The sequence below is a fragment of the Pectobacterium atrosepticum genome, from assembly GCF_000740965.1.
In the GTDB taxonomy this organism is placed as follows: Bacteria; Pseudomonadota; Gammaproteobacteria; order Enterobacterales; family Enterobacteriaceae; genus Pectobacterium; species Pectobacterium atrosepticum.
This window is the reverse complement of sequence record NZ_CP009125.1, coordinates 1508832-1525929: the sequence shown is the minus strand read 5'-3', so window position 1 is coordinate 1525929 and position 17098 is coordinate 1508832. Positions and strand designations below refer to the sequence as shown.

General features: G+C 52.6%; 15 protein-coding genes. 1 reads left to right on the top strand and 14 read right to left on the bottom strand.

Annotated elements, in window-relative coordinates; translation table 11 throughout:
* Positions 1-245 precede the first annotated feature (245 nt).
* The 6 genes from odhB to sdhC form a co-directional block, all read right to left on the bottom strand.
* Positions 246-1472, bottom strand: coding sequence for a 2-oxoglutarate dehydrogenase complex dihydrolipoyllysine-residue succinyltransferase (gene odhB, locus GZ59_RS06730; RefSeq protein WP_011092947.1), 1227 nt, complete (start codon positions 1470-1472; stop codon positions 246-248).
* Between the two features lie 15 nt (positions 1473-1487).
* A complete protein-coding gene (gene sucA / locus GZ59_RS06725) occupies positions 1488-4295 on the bottom strand; it encodes a 2-oxoglutarate dehydrogenase E1 component (RefSeq protein ID WP_011092946.1) in 2808 nt (935 codons plus the stop codon).
* Between the two features lie 276 nt (positions 4296-4571).
* Positions 4572-5288 (bottom strand): succinate dehydrogenase iron-sulfur subunit, encoded by a 717-nt coding sequence (locus GZ59_RS06720; RefSeq protein ID WP_011092945.1) that lies wholly within the window; start codon positions 5286-5288, stop codon positions 4572-4574.
* Between the two features lie 16 nt (positions 5289-5304).
* On the bottom strand, positions 5305-7071 hold the full coding sequence (gene sdhA / locus GZ59_RS06715) for a succinate dehydrogenase flavoprotein subunit (protein WP_011092944.1): 1767 nt from the start codon (positions 7069-7071) through the stop codon (positions 5305-5307).
* Positions 7071-7418: a succinate dehydrogenase membrane anchor subunit gene (gene sdhD / locus GZ59_RS06710; protein ID WP_011092943.1), complete on the bottom strand. Its 348-nt coding sequence runs from the start codon at positions 7416-7418 to the stop codon at positions 7071-7073. The genes sdhA and sdhD overlap by 1 nt, the downstream gene beginning before the upstream one ends.
* Complete coding sequence (gene sdhC, locus GZ59_RS06705; protein ID WP_011092942.1) at positions 7412-7801, bottom strand: succinate dehydrogenase cytochrome b556 subunit; 390 nt, start codon at positions 7799-7801, stop codon at positions 7412-7414. Before sdhC ends, sdhD begins: the two co-directional genes overlap by 7 nt.
* 651 nt (positions 7802-8452) lie before the next feature.
* Between sdhC and GZ59_RS06700 the strand changes: the two genes are divergently transcribed.
* Positions 8453-9739 (top strand): citrate synthase, encoded by a 1287-nt coding sequence (locus tag GZ59_RS06700; RefSeq protein ID WP_011092941.1) that lies wholly within the window; start codon positions 8453-8455, stop codon positions 9737-9739.
* An 82-nt stretch (positions 9740-9821) separates the two neighbouring features.
* Here the strand turns inward: GZ59_RS06700 and nei are convergent, their stop codons facing one another.
* The 8 genes from nei to GZ59_RS06660 form a co-directional block, all read right to left on the bottom strand.
* On the bottom strand, positions 9822-10613 hold the full coding sequence (gene nei, locus GZ59_RS06695) for an endonuclease VIII (protein WP_039290798.1): 792 nt from the start codon (positions 10611-10613) through the stop codon (positions 9822-9824).
* Between the two features lie 52 nt (positions 10614-10665).
* Positions 10666-11313, bottom strand: a complete 648-nt coding sequence (gene pcp, locus GZ59_RS06690) for a pyroglutamyl-peptidase I (RefSeq protein WP_039290796.1) — start codon at positions 11311-11313, stop codon at positions 10666-10668.
* A 29-nt stretch (positions 11314-11342) separates the two neighbouring features.
* Positions 11343-12080 carry a 5-oxoprolinase subunit PxpA gene (pxpA, locus tag GZ59_RS06685; protein ID WP_039290794.1) on the bottom strand — a complete coding sequence of 246 codons (738 nt, stop codon included), beginning with the start codon at positions 12078-12080 and terminating at the stop codon, positions 11343-11345.
* Entirely contained in the window at positions 12070-13014 is a 945-nt protein-coding gene (gene pxpC / locus GZ59_RS06680; RefSeq protein WP_039290791.1) for a 5-oxoprolinase subunit PxpC, read from the bottom strand. The genes pxpA and pxpC overlap by 11 nt, the downstream gene beginning before the upstream one ends.
* A complete protein-coding gene (gene pxpB / locus GZ59_RS06675) occupies positions 13008-13664 on the bottom strand; it encodes a 5-oxoprolinase subunit PxpB (protein ID WP_039290789.1) in 657 nt (218 codons plus the stop codon). Before pxpB ends, pxpC begins: the two co-directional genes overlap by 7 nt.
* Before the next feature lie 156 nt (positions 13665-13820).
* Complete coding sequence (locus GZ59_RS06670) at positions 13821-14564, bottom strand: type 2 GTP cyclohydrolase I (protein ID WP_011092935.1); 744 nt, start codon at positions 14562-14564, stop codon at positions 13821-13823.
* A complete protein-coding gene (phrB, locus tag GZ59_RS06665; RefSeq protein WP_011092934.1) occupies positions 14557-16050 on the bottom strand; it encodes a deoxyribodipyrimidine photo-lyase in 1494 nt (497 codons plus the stop codon). Before phrB ends, GZ59_RS06670 begins: the two co-directional genes overlap by 8 nt.
* 21 nt (positions 16051-16071) lie before the next feature.
* Positions 16072-17031: a YbgA family protein gene (locus tag GZ59_RS06660; RefSeq protein WP_011092933.1), complete on the bottom strand. Its 960-nt coding sequence runs from the start codon at positions 17029-17031 to the stop codon at positions 16072-16074.
* Positions 17032-17098 lie beyond the last annotated feature (67 nt).

Sequence of the window (17098 nt, the reverse complement as noted above, 5' to 3'; positions counted from 1 at the left end):
GATATATTTGGATAACGCCGTTGAGAAAAAACGGCCTGCATAGCACATAATTTTATCTATACCCTAAATAATTCGAGTTGCAGGAAGGCGGCGACACAGTGAATCCCCAGGAGCTTACACCAGTAAGTGACTGGGGTGAGCGAGGAAGGCCAACGCACATGCAGCTTGAAGTATAACCGGTATATCTTTTCAGGCGGAGAACCGTCAGGGTTGTCCGCCTTCGAGCATGATGAATCCAACGATAATTAAACGTCTAACAGCAGACGCGCTGGATCTTCCAACATCTCTTTCACCGTCACGAGGAAGCCAACGGATTCTCGACCATCAACCAAGCGGTGATCGTAAGAAAGCGCCAGATACATCATCGGCAGAATAACCACCTGGCCATCAACCGCCATTGGGCGATCTTTAATGGCGTGCATACCCAGAATCGCACTCTGCGGCGGGTTGATGATCGGGGTAGACATCAGAGAACCAAAGACACCGCCGTTGGTAATCGTGAAGTTACCACCCAACAATTCTTCAACCGTCAGTTTGCCGTCACGGCCTTTCACAGCCAGCTCTTTGATACGCTTCTCGATGTCGGCCATGCCCAGCGCATCCACATCACGCAGTACTGGCGTAACCAGACCACGCGGGGTAGAAACCGCAATGCTGACATCGAAATAGTTGTGGTAAACCACGTCTTCGCCATCAATGGAAGCATTCACTTCAGGGTAACGCTTCAGCGCTTCAACGACGGCTTTGATGTAGAAGGACATGAAGCCCAAACGTACACCGTGACGCTTCTCAAAAGCTTCGCCGTATTGCTTGCGCAGGTCCATGATCGGCTGCATGTTGATTTCGTTAAACGTCGTCAACATTGCTGTGCTGTTTTTCGCTTCCAGCAGACGTTCTGCAACGCGCTTACGCAGACGCGTCATCGGTACGCGTTTTTCGCTGCGCGCGCCCAGAGCAGGTGCAGGAGAAGCCGCCGGAGCCTCGGGCTTAGCCGCTTTAGCAGAATCTTTCTTCTGGGCAGCCAAATGCTTATCCACATCTTCACGGGTAATTCGGCCACCTACGCCGCTGCCTTTGATAGCAGACGCGTCGAGATTGTGCTCGGCAATTAGGCGACGGATAGCCGGGCTCAGCGCGTCGCTGTGCTCTTCTTCCAGACCAGCCGTATGACGCTGTGCCGGTGTCGATTCTTTACTCTGAGATTTCTCGCCAGTTTCTTTACCGGAGCTATCGCCACGGCGAATACGGCCCAGAAGCTGGCGAGACATGACGGTTGCGCCTTCTTCTTCCAGCACGGCATCCAGAATGCCGGCTTCAGAGGCTGGAACTTCCAGCACTACTTTGTCAGTTTCAATTTCAACCAATACTTCATCACGCTGGACGCTATCGCCGGGCTTTTTATGCCAGGTAGCCACAGTGGCGTCAGCGACGGATTCAGGCAGGTCGGGTACAAGAATATCTACGCTACTCATTATCTATCCTTTTATTTAATCAACGTTCAGCGCGTCATCGACCAGATCTTTCTGTTGTTTCTGGTGTACGGACATATAGCCAACGGCGGGTGATGCAGACGCCGGGCGTCCTGCGTAACGTAAAGAAGATCCAAACGGAATCACTTCACGGAGATGGTGCTGACTGCAATACCAGGCTCCCTGATTCAGCGGTTCTTCCTGACACCATACGAAATCATGAACTTGGGAAAAAGGTTCCAGTGCCGCTTGAACAGCTTGATGCGGGAACGGATAAAGCTGTTCGATACGGACGATAGCGACATCTTTTTGCTCGTTCTTGCGGCGCTGTTCCAGCAAATCATAGTAGACCTTACCGGAACAAAGCACGACACGCTTCACGGCTGCCGGATCTAATTCTTCTACTTCACCAATCGCTGGTTGGAAGGAACCATTCGCCAGTTCGTCCAGTGAAGAGATCGCCAACGGATGGCGCAGCAGGGATTTCGGCGACATGACCACCAGCGGACGGCGCATACCACGCAGGGCCTGACGGCGAAGCATGTGATAAACCTGTGCCGGTGTTGATGGAATACAGACCTGCATATTTTGCTCAGCGCACAGTTGCAGATAACGCTCCAGTCTGGCAGACGAGTGCTCTGGGCCCTGCCCTTCATAACCATGTGGCAACAGCATGACCAGACCACACATCCGGCCCCACTTCTGCTCACCGGAGCTGATGAACTGATCGATCACCACCTGCGCACCGTTGGCAAAGTCACCAAACTGCGCTTCCCAGATAGTCAGCGTGCGCGGTTCTGCGGTCGCATAGCCGTATTCAAACGCGAGGATCGCTTCTTCGGATAGTACGGAGTCCCAAACATTGAACTCGCCCTGCCCGTTATGTACATGGTTCAACGGCGTGTAGCTGGAACCATTTTTCTGGTTATGTACGACAGCATGGCGATGGAAGAACGTACCGCGACCGCTGTCCTCACCAGACAGGCGAATCGGAATCCCTTCATCAACCAACGTGGCGTAGGCCAGCGTTTCCGCGCCACCCCAGTCGAACGGTTTATTGCCAGCGGCCATTTCGGCACGGTCGGAATAAACTTTGGCAACACGAGGATGGATCTCAATGCCTTCCGGTACTTCGCTGATACGTTTTGCAAGCTCTTGTAAACGTTTCATTTCCGTACTGTGCGGATAAGGCTCATCCCATTCATGATTGAGATACGGCGTCCAGGTAAAGGACTGCATATCCATCTCACGCCATTCATCGACTACGCACTCACCGGCATCCAACGCGTCACGGAACAGATTGACCATTTCGGTGGCATCTTCCTGTGTGATCGTTTTTTCCTGTTCCAGACGATCGGCATACACCTTACGTGGTGTCGGATGCTTTTTGATCTTCTGATACATCATTGGCTGCGTTGCACTTGGCTCGTCGGCTTCGTTATGGCCGTGACGGCGGTAACAAATCAGATCGATGAACACATCGCGTTTGAAGGCGTTGCGGAAATCCAGCGCCAAACGTGTAACAAACGCCACCGCTTCCGGATCGTCTGCGTTAACGTGGAAAATAGGTGCCTGCACCATTTTACCCACATCCGTACAGTATTCTGTTGAGCGAATATCCAGCGGGTTGGAGGTGGTGAAGCCGATACGGTTGTTGATCACAATACGCAGCGTGCCACCGACTTCGTAGCCACGCACCGTCGACATATTCAACAGTTCCTGCACCACGCCCTGGCCGCTAATTGCCGCGTCGCCGTGAATGGTGATAGGTAAAACACGCGGGCCACTTTGGCTATTCAGGCGATCGAGACGCGCACGTACCGATCCCGTCACTACTGGGCTGACGATCTCCAGATGCGAGGGGTTGAACGCCAACGCCAAATGCACCAGACCGCCAGCAGTATCAAATTCAGAAGAGAAGCCTTGGTGATATTTCACGTCACCGGTACCCAAGTGTTCTTTATGCTTACCGGCGAACTCGTCAAACAGATCCTGAGATTTTTTGCCCAATACGTTGATTAGCACGTTGAGGCGACCACGGTGCGCCATCCCCAATACGACTTCGCGAGTATCGTTTGCACCCGCATGGCGAATCAATTCTTTCAGCATAGGAACCAGTGCGTCAGCGCCTTCCAGCGAGAAACGCTTAGCGCCTGGATACTTGGCACCCAGATACCGCTCAAGCCCTTCGGCTGCGGTTAGCTCTTTCAGGAAACGGCGCTTCTCTTCTACCGTAAACGACGGTTGACCGGTTACTGATTCAATACGTTGCTGGATCCAACGTTTCTCTTCCGTGCTGGTCATATGCATATATTCAGCACCGATAGAACCGCAGTAGGTGCGTTTCAGCGCGTCATACAGATCTTCCAGCTTCATGGTGTCTTTGCCGATGGCAAAAGACCCCACATTGAAGGATTCCTGTAGGTCATCCTGAGTCAGGTTATGATAATCCAGATCCAGTTCTGCAACAGGCTCCTGAGGACGCAGGAAAATCGGGTCCAGATTGGCCTGCTGATGCCCACGGAAGCGGAACGCATTGATCAGCTGCAATACCTTGACCTGCTTGACATCAATATCGGGATCGGTGACTGATGAGGTAAAGCGCGAAGAGTCTTTCGCCAGACGGCGGAAATAGTCGCGCGTTTTGGAATGGAGTTGATCCGGTTTGACCCCGCTCGTAGGCAATTGCTGGAAGATCGAGCGCCAGCTATGTTCGATCGAGTCAGGATCGGTTAAAAAATCTTCATAGAGTTGCTCTATGTAGGACTGATTCGCACCCGCCAAATAGGAGGAATCCAGCCAGGCCTTCATCGCGCCGTTCTGCATTATGATCCCTTAAGCTAATAAGCTTCAGTTTTCGCCGTGGTTAACATGTAATTAGTGTCCGTATATCGTTTGCCATACAAACGGTTCACTTGTCGTACAATCGGTACGCGCTTAGGGTATCCATTCCCCCTAAGGAACCTTTAAAAACCGGTTCTGGCGCGCAAGCCGGTTTTTAAAGGTTTCCTGCGCTCCCTCTGAAGAATAGCAACTTCAGAGGGAGATACATGTTTTACTACTTAATCTTTATGCAATAACGCGTTACGTATCAACTATCGGTTACGCGCTGCGGTGCAGCAACATCGATTTAATATGACCAATAGCCTTGGTCGGGTTCAACCCTTTCGGACAAACGCTAACGCAGTTCATGATGCCGTGGCAGCGGAAGACGCTGAACGCATCGTCCAGATCGTCAAGTCGTGGCGTAGTTTCCGTATCACGACTGTCAATCAGGAAACGGTACGCGGCCAATAACCCAGCAGGCCCAACAAATTTGTCTGGGTTCCACCAGAACGATGGGCAAGACGTTGAGCAGCAGGCACACATAATGCACTCATACAATCCATCCAGCTTGGCACGTTGTTCAGGCGATTGCAGATGTTCACGCGCTGGCGGATTTTTCCCATTATTCAACAGGTAAGGCTTTATTTTCTCATATTGAGCATAGAACTGTCCCATGTCCACTACCAAATCACGTACAACCGGTAATCCCGGTAAAGGACGGATAACAATTTTGCTGTTTCCGCGCCGTAACGCGGAAACTGGCGTAATACAGGCCAGCCCGTTTTTGCCGTTCATGTTAACGCCGTCGGAACCACAGACGCCTTCGCGACAGGAACGACGGAATGAGAGCGTCGGATCCTGCTCTTTCAGCAACATCAGCGCATCCAGCAGCATCATGTCGCGGCCTTCTTCCGCCTCCAGTTGGTAATCCTGCATCCGCGGAGCATCATCAACATCCGGGTTATAACGATAAATAGAAAATTCGACTTTCATCGTTTGATCTCCGCAATTAATAAGTACGTATTTTCGGCGGGAACGCCGCACGCAATTTAGGCTGCATGTTCACCTCACGGCGAGTCATGCTGTCGGTTTGCGGCAGATACAACGAATGGCACAGCCAATTCTCATCGTCACGTTCTGGGTAATCAAAGCGGCTATGGGCACCACGGCTTTCAGTACGGAAGTTAGCCGAAACCGCCGTTGCGTAAGCGGTTTCCATCAGGTTATCCAGTTCCAGACACTCAATGCGCTGGGTGTTGAACTCGCTTGATGTATCATCCAAACGCGCGTCTTTCAGGCGCTCACGGATCACTTTCAGCTCTTCCAGCCCTTTGGCCATCGCATCGCCTTCACGGAATACCGAGAAGTTATTCTGCATACAGGATTGCAGCGCCTTGCGGATTTCAACCGGATCTTCACCGGAACGCGTATTGTTCCAACGATTCATGCGGTCGAGTGACGCTTCAATATCAGATTCGCTGGCATCACGACTTTCGCCCTGCTCTTCCAACGACTCTCGCAGATGGATACCCGCCGAGCGGCCGAATACCACTAGGTCGAGCAGCGAGTTACCGCCCAGACGGTTAGCACCATGGACCGATACGCAGGCAATTTCACCCACGGCAAACAACCCTGGAATCACCACATCCTCGCCTTTCTCATTCACCGTCAACGCCTGACCGCTTACTTTGGTCGGAATACCGCCCATCATATAGTGGCAGGTTGGAATAACAGGAATCGGCTCTTTCACTGGATCGACGTGAGCAAATGTACGGGACAGTTCCAAAATACCCGGCAGGCGAGATTCCAGAACGTCTTTACCCAGATGGTCAAGCTTCAGCTTGGCGTGCGGTCCCCACGGACCTTCACAGCCGCGGCCTTCACGAATTTCGATCATAATAGAACGGGCAACAACGTCACGACCCGCCAGATCTTTCGCATTTGGCGCGTAGCGTTCCATGAAACGCTCACCGTGCTTATTCAGCAAATAGCCACCTTCACCACGGCAGCCTTCGGTTACCAGCACACCCGCACCAGCAATGCCGGTTGGGTGGAACTGCCACATTTCCATGTCCTGCAACGGAACACCGGCACGCAACGCCATACCTACGCCGTCGCCAGTATTAATGTGCGCATTGGTGGTGGACTGGTAGATACGGCCCGCGCCACCGGTTGCCAGCACGGTCGCCTTCGCTTTGAAATAGACCACTTCACCGGTTTCGATACAGATCGCCGTACAGCCGACAACAGCACCATCCTGATTTTTCACCAGATCGAGGGCATACCATTCGGAGAAGATAGTGGTGTTATTTTTCAGGTTCTGCTGATACAGCGTGTGCAGCAGCGCATGGCCGGTACGGTCAGCGGCAGCTGCGGTACGTGCGGCCTGCTCACCGCCAAAGTTCTTGGATTGGCCGCCGAACGGACGCTGATAAATACTGCCATCATCCAGACGGGAGAACGGTAATCCCATGTGTTCCAGTTCCAGAATCGCTTCCGGGCCGGTTTTACACATATATTCAATCGCGTCCTGATCGCCAATGTAATCCGACCCTTTTACGGTGTCATACATGTGCCATTCCCAGTTATCTTCATGGGTGTTACCCAGCGCAACGGTAATACCGCCCTGCGCGGACACAGTATGGGAACGGGTTGGGAACACTTTGGATAACAGGGCACAGGACAGGCCCATTTGGGAGATTTGCAGCGCGGCGCGCATTCCTGCACCACCCGCACCAACAACCACTGCATCAAATTCTCTGACTGGCAAATTCATCACGCACCCCACACCACAATAGTTCCATAAATGACGTACACCAACAGCGCTATAACAATCGCCAACTGTAAAGTCAGGCGTAAGGCCAGCGGTTTAATGTAGTCGGTCAGCACTTGCCACATCCCTATCCAGGCATGAACCAGAATGGAAAATAAGGTTAGCAGTGTGAATACTTTGGTGAGAGCCATCGCGAAGAAACCACGCCAGATTTCATAAGTGATGTCGCCAGCCGTAGCAATAAAGCCAATGAGATAAATTACATATAGAACAATGACGATGGCGGAAGCGCGAATCAGTAACCAATCGTGTACGCCATTGCGTCCTAACGCAGAAGCATTGCTTACCATACGAGGACTCCAGCCAGAATTGAAAGCACGACAGTAATAATAAATGAGAGATTTGCAGAACGCTTACCTGCGGCAAGGTCTTCTTCTATATAGCCAAAATCCATCAATAGGTGACGTATACCACCAACAATGTGATAAGCCAACGCAACGAGGATGCCCCAGACGATAAACTTGACGATGAAGCTATCCATAATTTCCGCAGCGCGCAGGAACCCTTCCTCGGAAGAAAGAGAGGTGCCTAACAGCCACAGTAAAATACCGACAGCGACAAAGGTGATAACGCCAGAGACGCGGTGAAGAATAGATGCTATCGCAGTAACGGGAAACTGGATCGTCTGCAATTCCAGATTGACAGGTCTTTGTTTTTTCACGGATTTGCCCACACAGCTTTTATTATTGTTTCTTCCTCCGGGCCTGATGTGAGGTCAGACAGCATGAAAGTTGCAGCCCTGAGAGTGGGTTTACGATACGCGCTCAAACATCGACGTTCCGGTGTCTAAACAGCGCATGATCCTTTCATACTGGGTGCTCCTACTGCAGGGTGATTCCGGAGACCTGGCGGGAGTATAGGTCCTTCACATTCTCATTACAATTCCCATACAAACTGTTTGGTGACATTTGCCCCGAACAGTGATTTAGATCACGAATTTCACAATTTATATAAAATTAATTATCTGATTTGACAAAAGTTCAACATTTCAATTACAACTAGGGGATTGAATTTCTTATGATGTGTTAAAGCACGACGGCGAGACTTCCACACTGGCGTAACTTATGTAACAGTGAAGAGAGTCCACGTAAAAATCATAGGTAATGACTACAATCTATTCAGAGCATTGTTAATTGCCTGAAGATCGCTAATTACCTGGAGAACGAATTTTTCATCCTGAATGCGGCTATCCGCCTTACTCTGTATCCTATTTGACGACTGTGTCACAACAGAGTTTCACTGGACGTTTTTCGTCCGGTGCGCAGGCATGACGGTATTTCTTCAGTGAAAATTTTTAAAATTAAAAGCGCTAAGGAGACTGTAAATGGCTGATAAAAAAGCAACACTTACTCTAGAGGGTAAAGATCCAATTGAGCTAAATGTCCTATCTGGCACATTGGGGTATGATGAGATTGATATTCGTCCCCTCGGTTCTAAAGGTTACTTCACATTTGACCCCGGCTTTACCTCAACCGCATCTTGCGAATCCAAGATTACCTATATCGACGGCGACGAAGGCATCCTACTGCACCGTGGCTTCCCAATTGCCCAACTGGCTGAAAAATCTAATTATCTTGAAGTTTGTTACATCCTGCTGTTCGGCGAACCCCCGACGGCAGAACAGTATGAAACCTTTAAGACAACCGTTACTCGCCACACGATGATCCATGAGCAGATTACCCGTCTGTTCCACGGTTTCCGTCGTGATTCACATCCAATGGCCGTCTTATGTGGCGTCACCGGTGCACTGGCAGCGTTCTACCACGATTCATTGGACATTAGCATTGAGCGCCACCGCGAAATCGCGGCCTACCGCCTGCTGTCCAAAATGCCAACCGTTGCGGCGATGTGCTACAAATATTCACTGGGCCAGCCGTTTGTTTATCCGAAAAACAACCTGTCCTACGCGGGTAATTTCCTGCATATGATGTTCTCCACTCCTTGTGAAGAATATGTTGTGAATCCGGTGCTAGAACGGGCTATGGACCGTATTCTGATCCTGCATGCCGATCACGAACAAAACGCCTCGACTTCTACCGTGCGTACTGCGGGGTCGTCTGGTGCAAACCCGTTTGCCTGTATCGCCGCGGGGATCGCCTCGCTGTGGGGACCGGCGCACGGCGGCGCGAACGAAGCCTGTCTGCGTATGCTGGAAGAAATCAGCAGCGTGGAACACATCCCGGCGTTTATCGAGCGTGCAAAAGACAAGAACGACTCCTTCCGCCTGATGGGCTTCGGTCACCGTGTGTACAAAAACCACGATCCGCGCGCCACAGTCATGCGTGAAACCTGCCATGAAGTGCTGAAAGAGCTAGGCAGAAAAGATGATCTGCTGGAAGTGGCGATGGAGCTAGAACATATCGCGCTAAACGATCCGTACTTCATTGAGAAGAAACTGTACCCGAACGTGGACTTCTACTCAGGTATCATCCTGAAAGCGATGGGGATTCCGTCTTCCATGTTTACCGTCATCTTCGCGATGGCGCGTACCGTGGGCTGGATTGCGCACTGGAGCGAAATGCACGCCGACGGCATCAAAATTGCCCGTCCACGTCAGCTGTACACCGGCTACGACAAACGTGACTTTGCGTCCAATCTGAAACACGATTAATTCATTCAGTACGTACAAAAAGGCCGGATATCACTATCCGGCTTTTTGTTTCAGAACCGTATTTCTCTTACCTCTACTAGCTCTAGCTCTGGCAGTGCGGGCACCAATAAAACGGGCGTGATGACAGCATCGTTCTTTCAATGGTTCCGCCGCAGCGCTCACAGCTTTCCCCTTCTCGATGGAAAACCTTGAACGAAAAAATTGCCCCATGATGTCGATTTTCATCCGCGGTGCCACGCGTGTTGTAGGACAACCGAGGAATCTTCAGCAACGCTCGACTTAGCGTTTGCAACTGTTCCTCATTCAACTGCGAGGCCGTATGCTGCGGTGCCAGCTGTGCCTGCCACAGAATCTCGACGCGCAGATAATTCCCCAGCCCAGCAAGAAAAGCCTGATCCAGCAGCAGCCCACTGAACTGGCGACGACGAAAACGCGGTAATAACAAACGCTCACACACCTGTTCTGGCGTCAGAGAAAGATCCAATACATCCGGCCCAATACGTTGCAGGAAAGGATGCGCCGTGAGCGTCTCCAATGTCAGCATTTCAATATCCGATGCACTGTAGAGCAGAATAGCGCGATCCTGCGTCTCCAGCCGGATGCGTAAATCCCGCTTCGTTTCCGGCGACTCACCAGCATTCACGACTCGCCACACGCCATACAGCTGATTGTGGCTATACAACACGCGATCGTGGCTAAAATAGGTCAGTAGCGCCTTCCCGCGTGTTTCGATCTGCCTGACCTGCTGCCCAACCAATTCGGTTTCGTACGGCTTCAGTTCTGGAAACGCAAACCAGACGCGCGTCAGCGTTTTTCCCACGACAGCCTCAACCAGCTTATCGGCCGCCCGACGAATTTCCGGCCCTTCCGGCATACTCGACTACTCCCTGAAAATCAGACGCTCTGCGACTGAGCGATTCGCTAAATTAATGTAATGCCCCGCCAGTAATCGCCACGTCAACCTGCTGCACCAGCAACTGCTTAATCATCACTTCCAGCGCCGCCGTGACTAACGGCGTTGGCATACTCGGCTCGCCGGGATGTCGTGCCGCCTGTTCCGGTGAATAAGGAATATGAACAAAACCACCGCGGACCACATCACCTTGTTGGTGCAACTGGTGTAAAAGCCCGTACATCACGTGATTGCAGACAAACGTCCCTGCGGTTTGCGACACCGAGGCTGGAATTCCCGCCACATGTAATGCCTGAACCAGCGCTTTCACCGGTAGCGTCGAGAAATACGCCGCTGGCCCCTTTTCCACCACGGGCGTATCAATCGGCTGGTTGCCTCGGTTATCCGCAATTCGGGCATCATTAATATTAATCGCCACGCGTTCGACAGAAATATCGGCACGGCCGCCCGCCTGCCCCACCGCGATCACCACTTCCGGCTGCCATTCGGCTATCGCACGATAGAGCTGATCCAGTGATAGATAAAAGACGCAAGATAAACGGCAAGCCACTACTCGCACGCCGCCAACTTCCCGCTGATGAAGGTCTTTTACCGCTTCCCATGAAGGATTAATCGCTTCGCCCTCAAAAGGTTCAAACGCCGTGATCAAAACGGTTTTCATCTATTATCCCCGTAATACAAAAATAATGATTATGTCGCAGCAACTGCTATCTGGTGCTGGCTAAAGCAGTTACGCAACTTGCGGGCAAACAGCAGCGCGTGTTGCCCATCACCGTGAATACACACGGTATCCGCTTGTACGTTAACCCAGGAACCGTCGATCGCCCTAACCCGCTGGCGTTGAATCATTTCCAGCGTCTGCGCCAGCGCCAGTTCATCGCTATTAATCAGCGCACCAGCCTGAGTGCGCGGCACCAGCGACCCGTCTGGCAGATAGCAACGATCGGCGAAAACTTCCTGACGTGTTTCTAGCCCGAGTCGTTTTCCGGCGCGAATCAACTCACTTCCCGCCAACCCGACCAAACGCAACGCCGGGTTAACGACCTTAACCGCCTTGGCTACCGCATCAGCCAATGCCGGTTCGCTCGCAGCCTGATTGTAAAGCATACCGTGGGGCTTAACGTGCGACAGCGTTCCACCTTCAACAGCGACGATCGCGCTGAGCGCCCCCAACTGATACACCATCTGCGCAAAGACAATTTCCGCAGGCACATTCATCGCCTTACGGCCAAAATTTTCACGATCGAGAAAGCTGGGGTGTGCACCAAGCGTGACCCCATAGCCGATTCCCCAACGTACTGATTGACGCATGGTTTGGGCGTCACCGGCGTGAAATCCACAGGCAATATTGACAGACGTCACCAACTTCAGCAGCGCTTCATCATGCTCGCCGCCCTCGCCCAGATCGGCATTCAGATCAATAATCATGCAGCCTCCACGCCAGTTGTTCGAGGTAACGCCGCTGTTCGTCAGCGGCTTTTTGCGCCTGAGCTGGCGTACAGTGAATAAAATGTATCGGTTCACCAAGTCGAATTTGTGCCAGATGGAACAAGTCGGCTTCGATCACGCTCGCAATACGCGGATAACCGCCCGTAGTCTGCGCATCCGCCAGCAGCACAATAGGGTGACCATTATGTGGAACCTGCACGACGCCCGGCAGCAGCCCATGTGATGGCAGCTCGCGCGGTTTATTGCCTGACGATGTGGTGCGCTGTAGCTCCGCCCCCAACAAACGGTATCCCATGCGGTTACTTTGCGGACTCAACTGCCAAGAGGTTCGCCAGAACAGCTCCTGCATCTCTTCGCTGAATTCCTGATATTCCGGTCCTGGCAATGCCCGCACGCGATTGCTGAATAACAGCTGCTTGATCCCGACTTCTCGCGTCAGTTCGCGAGTCGGCGTTCCCAGCGGAAGCTCATCGCCATCCAGTAGTAAACGTCCGTCAAAGCCACCAAATCCGGCTTTCAAGTCGGTACTGCGCGAACCGAGCGCCTCCGGCACATCCACTCCGCCGGACAGAGCCAAATAGCTGCGCATTCCGTTACGCGGCAGGCGCATTTTCAACGTTTGCCCCGGCTTCACGGCGAAACGCCAGCCAGTCCAGAGTGGTTTTCCATCCAGTTCGGCATGGCAGTCCGCACCGGTAAGCGCCACCCAGCAGGCCGTAGTGAACGTTGCAGTAAACTTGCCCAGTGTAATTTCCAGCGCCGCGGCGCTCTCTGCGTTGCCCACCAGCAGGTTAGCCATTTTCAGAGCAGGCAGGTCGAGCGCACCTGACTGGCTGATTCCCAAACGGCGAAAGCCGACGCGACCGCCGTCCTGCACCGAAGTATGCAATCCGGCATGGATAACTTTCAGCATATGCCCTCCTTCTGTGGCAGGAACCGAACGTTATCTCCAGGGCGTAACAGCGTTGGCGGCATCGTTTGCGGGTTGAACAGCGTCAATGATGTACGTCCAATCAGTTGCCAGCCGCCCGGCGTTGCCAGCGGATAGATCCCCGTTTGCGCACCACCAATCCCGACCGATCCCTCTGGCACGCGCAGACGAGGTTCGGCACGACGCGGCATATGCAGTTTTTCATTTAATCCGCCAAGGTAGGCAAAACCCGGTTGGAAGCCCAAAAAATAGACCACGTACTGTGCAGCCGCATGCGCTTCCACAACCTGGCTCACCGTCAGGCCACTGTGAGCGGCAACTTCTGCCAGATCTGGCCCCGCCTCTCCACCATAAATGACAGGGATGTCGATATCTCGTGGGTCAAACACCAGCGATTCGCTTTCTTCCCACCAACGCTGCAAACGTTCAATCGCATCCAGCGCCACCTGTTGCGGATGCGCCAACAGCACCGTCAGGTTGTTCATACCCGGAATCACTTCCAGCACCTCTTCATGGTGATTCAGGCGCTCGGCAAGCCCCCATATCCGCTGCTGGCTCTCCAGCGACATTGGCGGTTCCAGTTCCAGTACGACAGCCCTCTCGCCCAGAAGATAACACCGTGCTCGTTGCAATCTTTCCTCCTGAATCGCGTTTTATCCATCATGGTGAACATGGTTAAATGATTAGCATTGCTTACTGATAAATTTTCTTCTTAAAAGCTAAGCAACAAAGATGCCAACATACAAAATACGCCATCATTCAGCTGCGATACCGCTACTTTCAGCCCATCAGGCCGGGTTAGGAATATCAATAAATGTCACATCAAAACCGTGTTGTGCCGCTAACCATTCGCCCAACGCGCGAATACCGCCGCGCTCGGTGGCATGGTGTCCGGCAGCGAAGAAATGCAGCCCCATCTCGCGAGCGATATGGATAGTTTGCTCAGACACTTCACCAGTAATAAAGGCATCGACCCCGAATCGGGCCGCTTGTTCAATAAACCCTTGGCCGCCACCGGTACACCAGGCCACACGCTGTATCTGTTGCGGTGCATTATCCCCACAATGCAGCACAGTACGCCCCAGGCGCTTTTCTACACGACGGCAAAACGCTTCTGCTGTCATGGGCTGTGCCAGCTCCCCATACGGCATCAGTGGTTCGATCATGCCCTGCACCTGAATTTCCAGCAGCGCCGCCAGCTGTGCGTTGTTCCCTAATTCTGGGTGTGCATCCAGCGGCAGATGATAGCCGTAGAGGTTGATATCATTAAGCAGCAGCGTTTTCAGTCTGTTACGCTTCATACCACAGACAATCTGCGGTTCATTTTTCCAAAAATAGCCGTGATGGACCAGAATCGCATCAGCCTGCTTCTCTACCGCAGCATCCAGCAGTGCCTGTGAGGCGGTGACGCCCGTCACAATACGTTTGACTTCTGCACGCCCCTCGACCTGTAAACCGTTAGGCGCGTAGTCCTGAAACGTCTCCGTACTCAGCTTCTCGTTAATGACTCTTTCCAGTTCCGTATTACGCATACTTACTTTTCTCTTCTCGATCGTTATTCGCCATGCCGATATTTTTTGCTGCTTCAAACGCCGCCAGCGTATCCAGACGAGCGGTTTTGTGGTCAACGATTGGCAGCGGATAGTTCAGCTTAACGTGTTGTTTGTCAGCCCAACGATGGGGCTGATGAATGTCTTTATCCGGCACCGCGGCCAGCTCGGGTAGCCAGTGACGAATAAACCGACCATCGGGATCGAAGCGCTCGCCCTGCGTTGTCGGATTAAAAATACGAAAATAAGGTGCCGCATCGGTGCCAGTCGACGCCGCCCACTGCCAGCCGCCATTATTCGCCGCCAAATCGCCATCCAGTAACTGCGACATAAAGTAGCGCTCACCTTCACGCCAATCGATCAGTAAATCTTTGACGAGAAAACTGGCACAGATCATACGCAGTCGATTATGCATCCACCCTGTTTCATTCAGTTGATGCATTGCTGCATCCACGATCGGGTAGCCGGTTTTCCCCTGTTGCCAGGCGGTTAAATCCTCCGGTGATTCCCGCCATTTCACCCACTGCGTCCACGCAGTAAACGGTCGGTGCTTACACAGTTGTGGCCAAGAGACGATCAGGTGACGGTAAAATTCGCGCCAGACTAGCTCGTTAAACCAGGTAAATGCGCCGCCCTCACGCCGTTCCAGCATATCTGGGCATTCAGCACGCAGGCGGTTAAAACATTGGCGCGGCGATACAATTCCAAGTGCCAGATACGGAGACAACTTGCTGGTACCGGGCAACGCAGGGAAATCCCGCTGTTGATCGTAATCCTGCACCTGCTCGCGGCAAAAACGGCGTAACTGCTGCAATGCCGCACGTTCACCGCAGGGGAAATCCTCGCTATCCACTTCGCACTGCGGATAGCTAAACGGCACTAATTCCGCCGTGTTATTGATCGGCTCACCGCGTGCATCCGGTGCCGGTACGCACGTCGTATCCGCTTCCAACAGCCGCTTGATAAAAGCCTGGCGAAATGGTGTGAATACTTTATACATCTCGCCGTTGCCCGTCAGCACGCTACCCGGCGGCAGCAACAGGCTGTCATGATAACCGTGACAAACCACACTATCGGCCAGCCGATCTTTCACCTGCTTATCACGCAGGCGCTCGTTGATTTCATACTGATGGTTGTAGAAAAGATCGGTGGCCTGCTGCTCCGCACAAAATTGCATCAGCCAGTCAACCGACGCCGCAAAGTCCGCGCATTCGTGGTAATGCAGCGGGATACCTTTCTCGGCCAGCACATGCTGTACCAACGTCAGGTTCTCTAGCAAAAAGGCAGCCTGCCGCGGCGCCATATCGTGCTTTTCCCACTGTGCGGGCGTCGCAATGAATACCGCCAGCACAGTCGCACTCGGATCCTGACAGGCGGCGTACAGCGCCAGATTATCGGTAATGCGCAAGTCGTTGCGCAGCCAGACTACATGTGTAACGGCATGATGTGTAACGACATGCGTGGTCATGAAATTCCTCGGGCGATCAAACTAGTGTCCGTAACGCAGGCGTAATGCTTCTGGGTACGGCTCAAAGTAACGCTGCTGAGCCAGATACGCATCGGGATATTCCGCCATGTAATGTTTTAACAACGTGATCGGTGCCAATAGCGGCTGCAAACCCTGCCGATAGCGATCGATGAGCTGCGCCAGTTCCTGTCGCTGTTGAGAACTCAGTTGACGTCGGAAGTAGCCCTGCACATGCATCAGCACATTGGTGTGGTTGCGACGCGTCGCAGGCGTCGACAGCAGCTTCATCAACCGCGTCCGATATTCAACAACATACTCTTCCAGCGATTCCCACTTATCGATCCCCGCAACAAACGGCCCCAGCTCACGATATTCCGGCTGGGAATGCGCCAGCAGCAGCAATTTATAGCGGCTATGAAAGGCAATGAGCGCACCACGGCTCAGCCCATTTTTCCAGAGTTGATTCAGTTCGTGCAGCGCATACACGCGTTCAATGAAGTTTTCCCGTAAGCCGGAATCGTGCAGGCGCCCGTCTTCTTCAACCGGTAGCCAAGGCATTTGTCGCATCAGCTCTTGCGTAAACAGGCCGACTCCACTTTTACGCGCATTCTTTTGCGCTTCATCGTAAACCTTCACGCGTTCCATACCGCAGCTTGGCGATTTGGCACAGACGATATAGCCGCATAAGTGCTGAAGTTGGCTGACTTTGTCAGCGGAAAAAACCGTTATCTGCTGAGTAACATCCAGCGATGAACCGTTGCTGGCACGCATCGTGACATGGCTTTCCCCTTCTCTCACCAGCCTGAGTGCCGGGCGTGGTACCGGTAAACCAATCGCCATTTCTGGGCAAACAGATTCAAAACGAAAATAGGGTGCCAGTTCTTCAACAGCAAACGTCAAACGTTTATGTCCGCCATCAAACCGCACGGGATTACCGAGCAGACAGGCACTGATACCAACAGGGATGAGTTCGAGCGTCATGATTTATCCTTATACCCGTCATATTTGAAGCTGCATGTGCGTTGATGACATTTTGCAAACCCTCTGA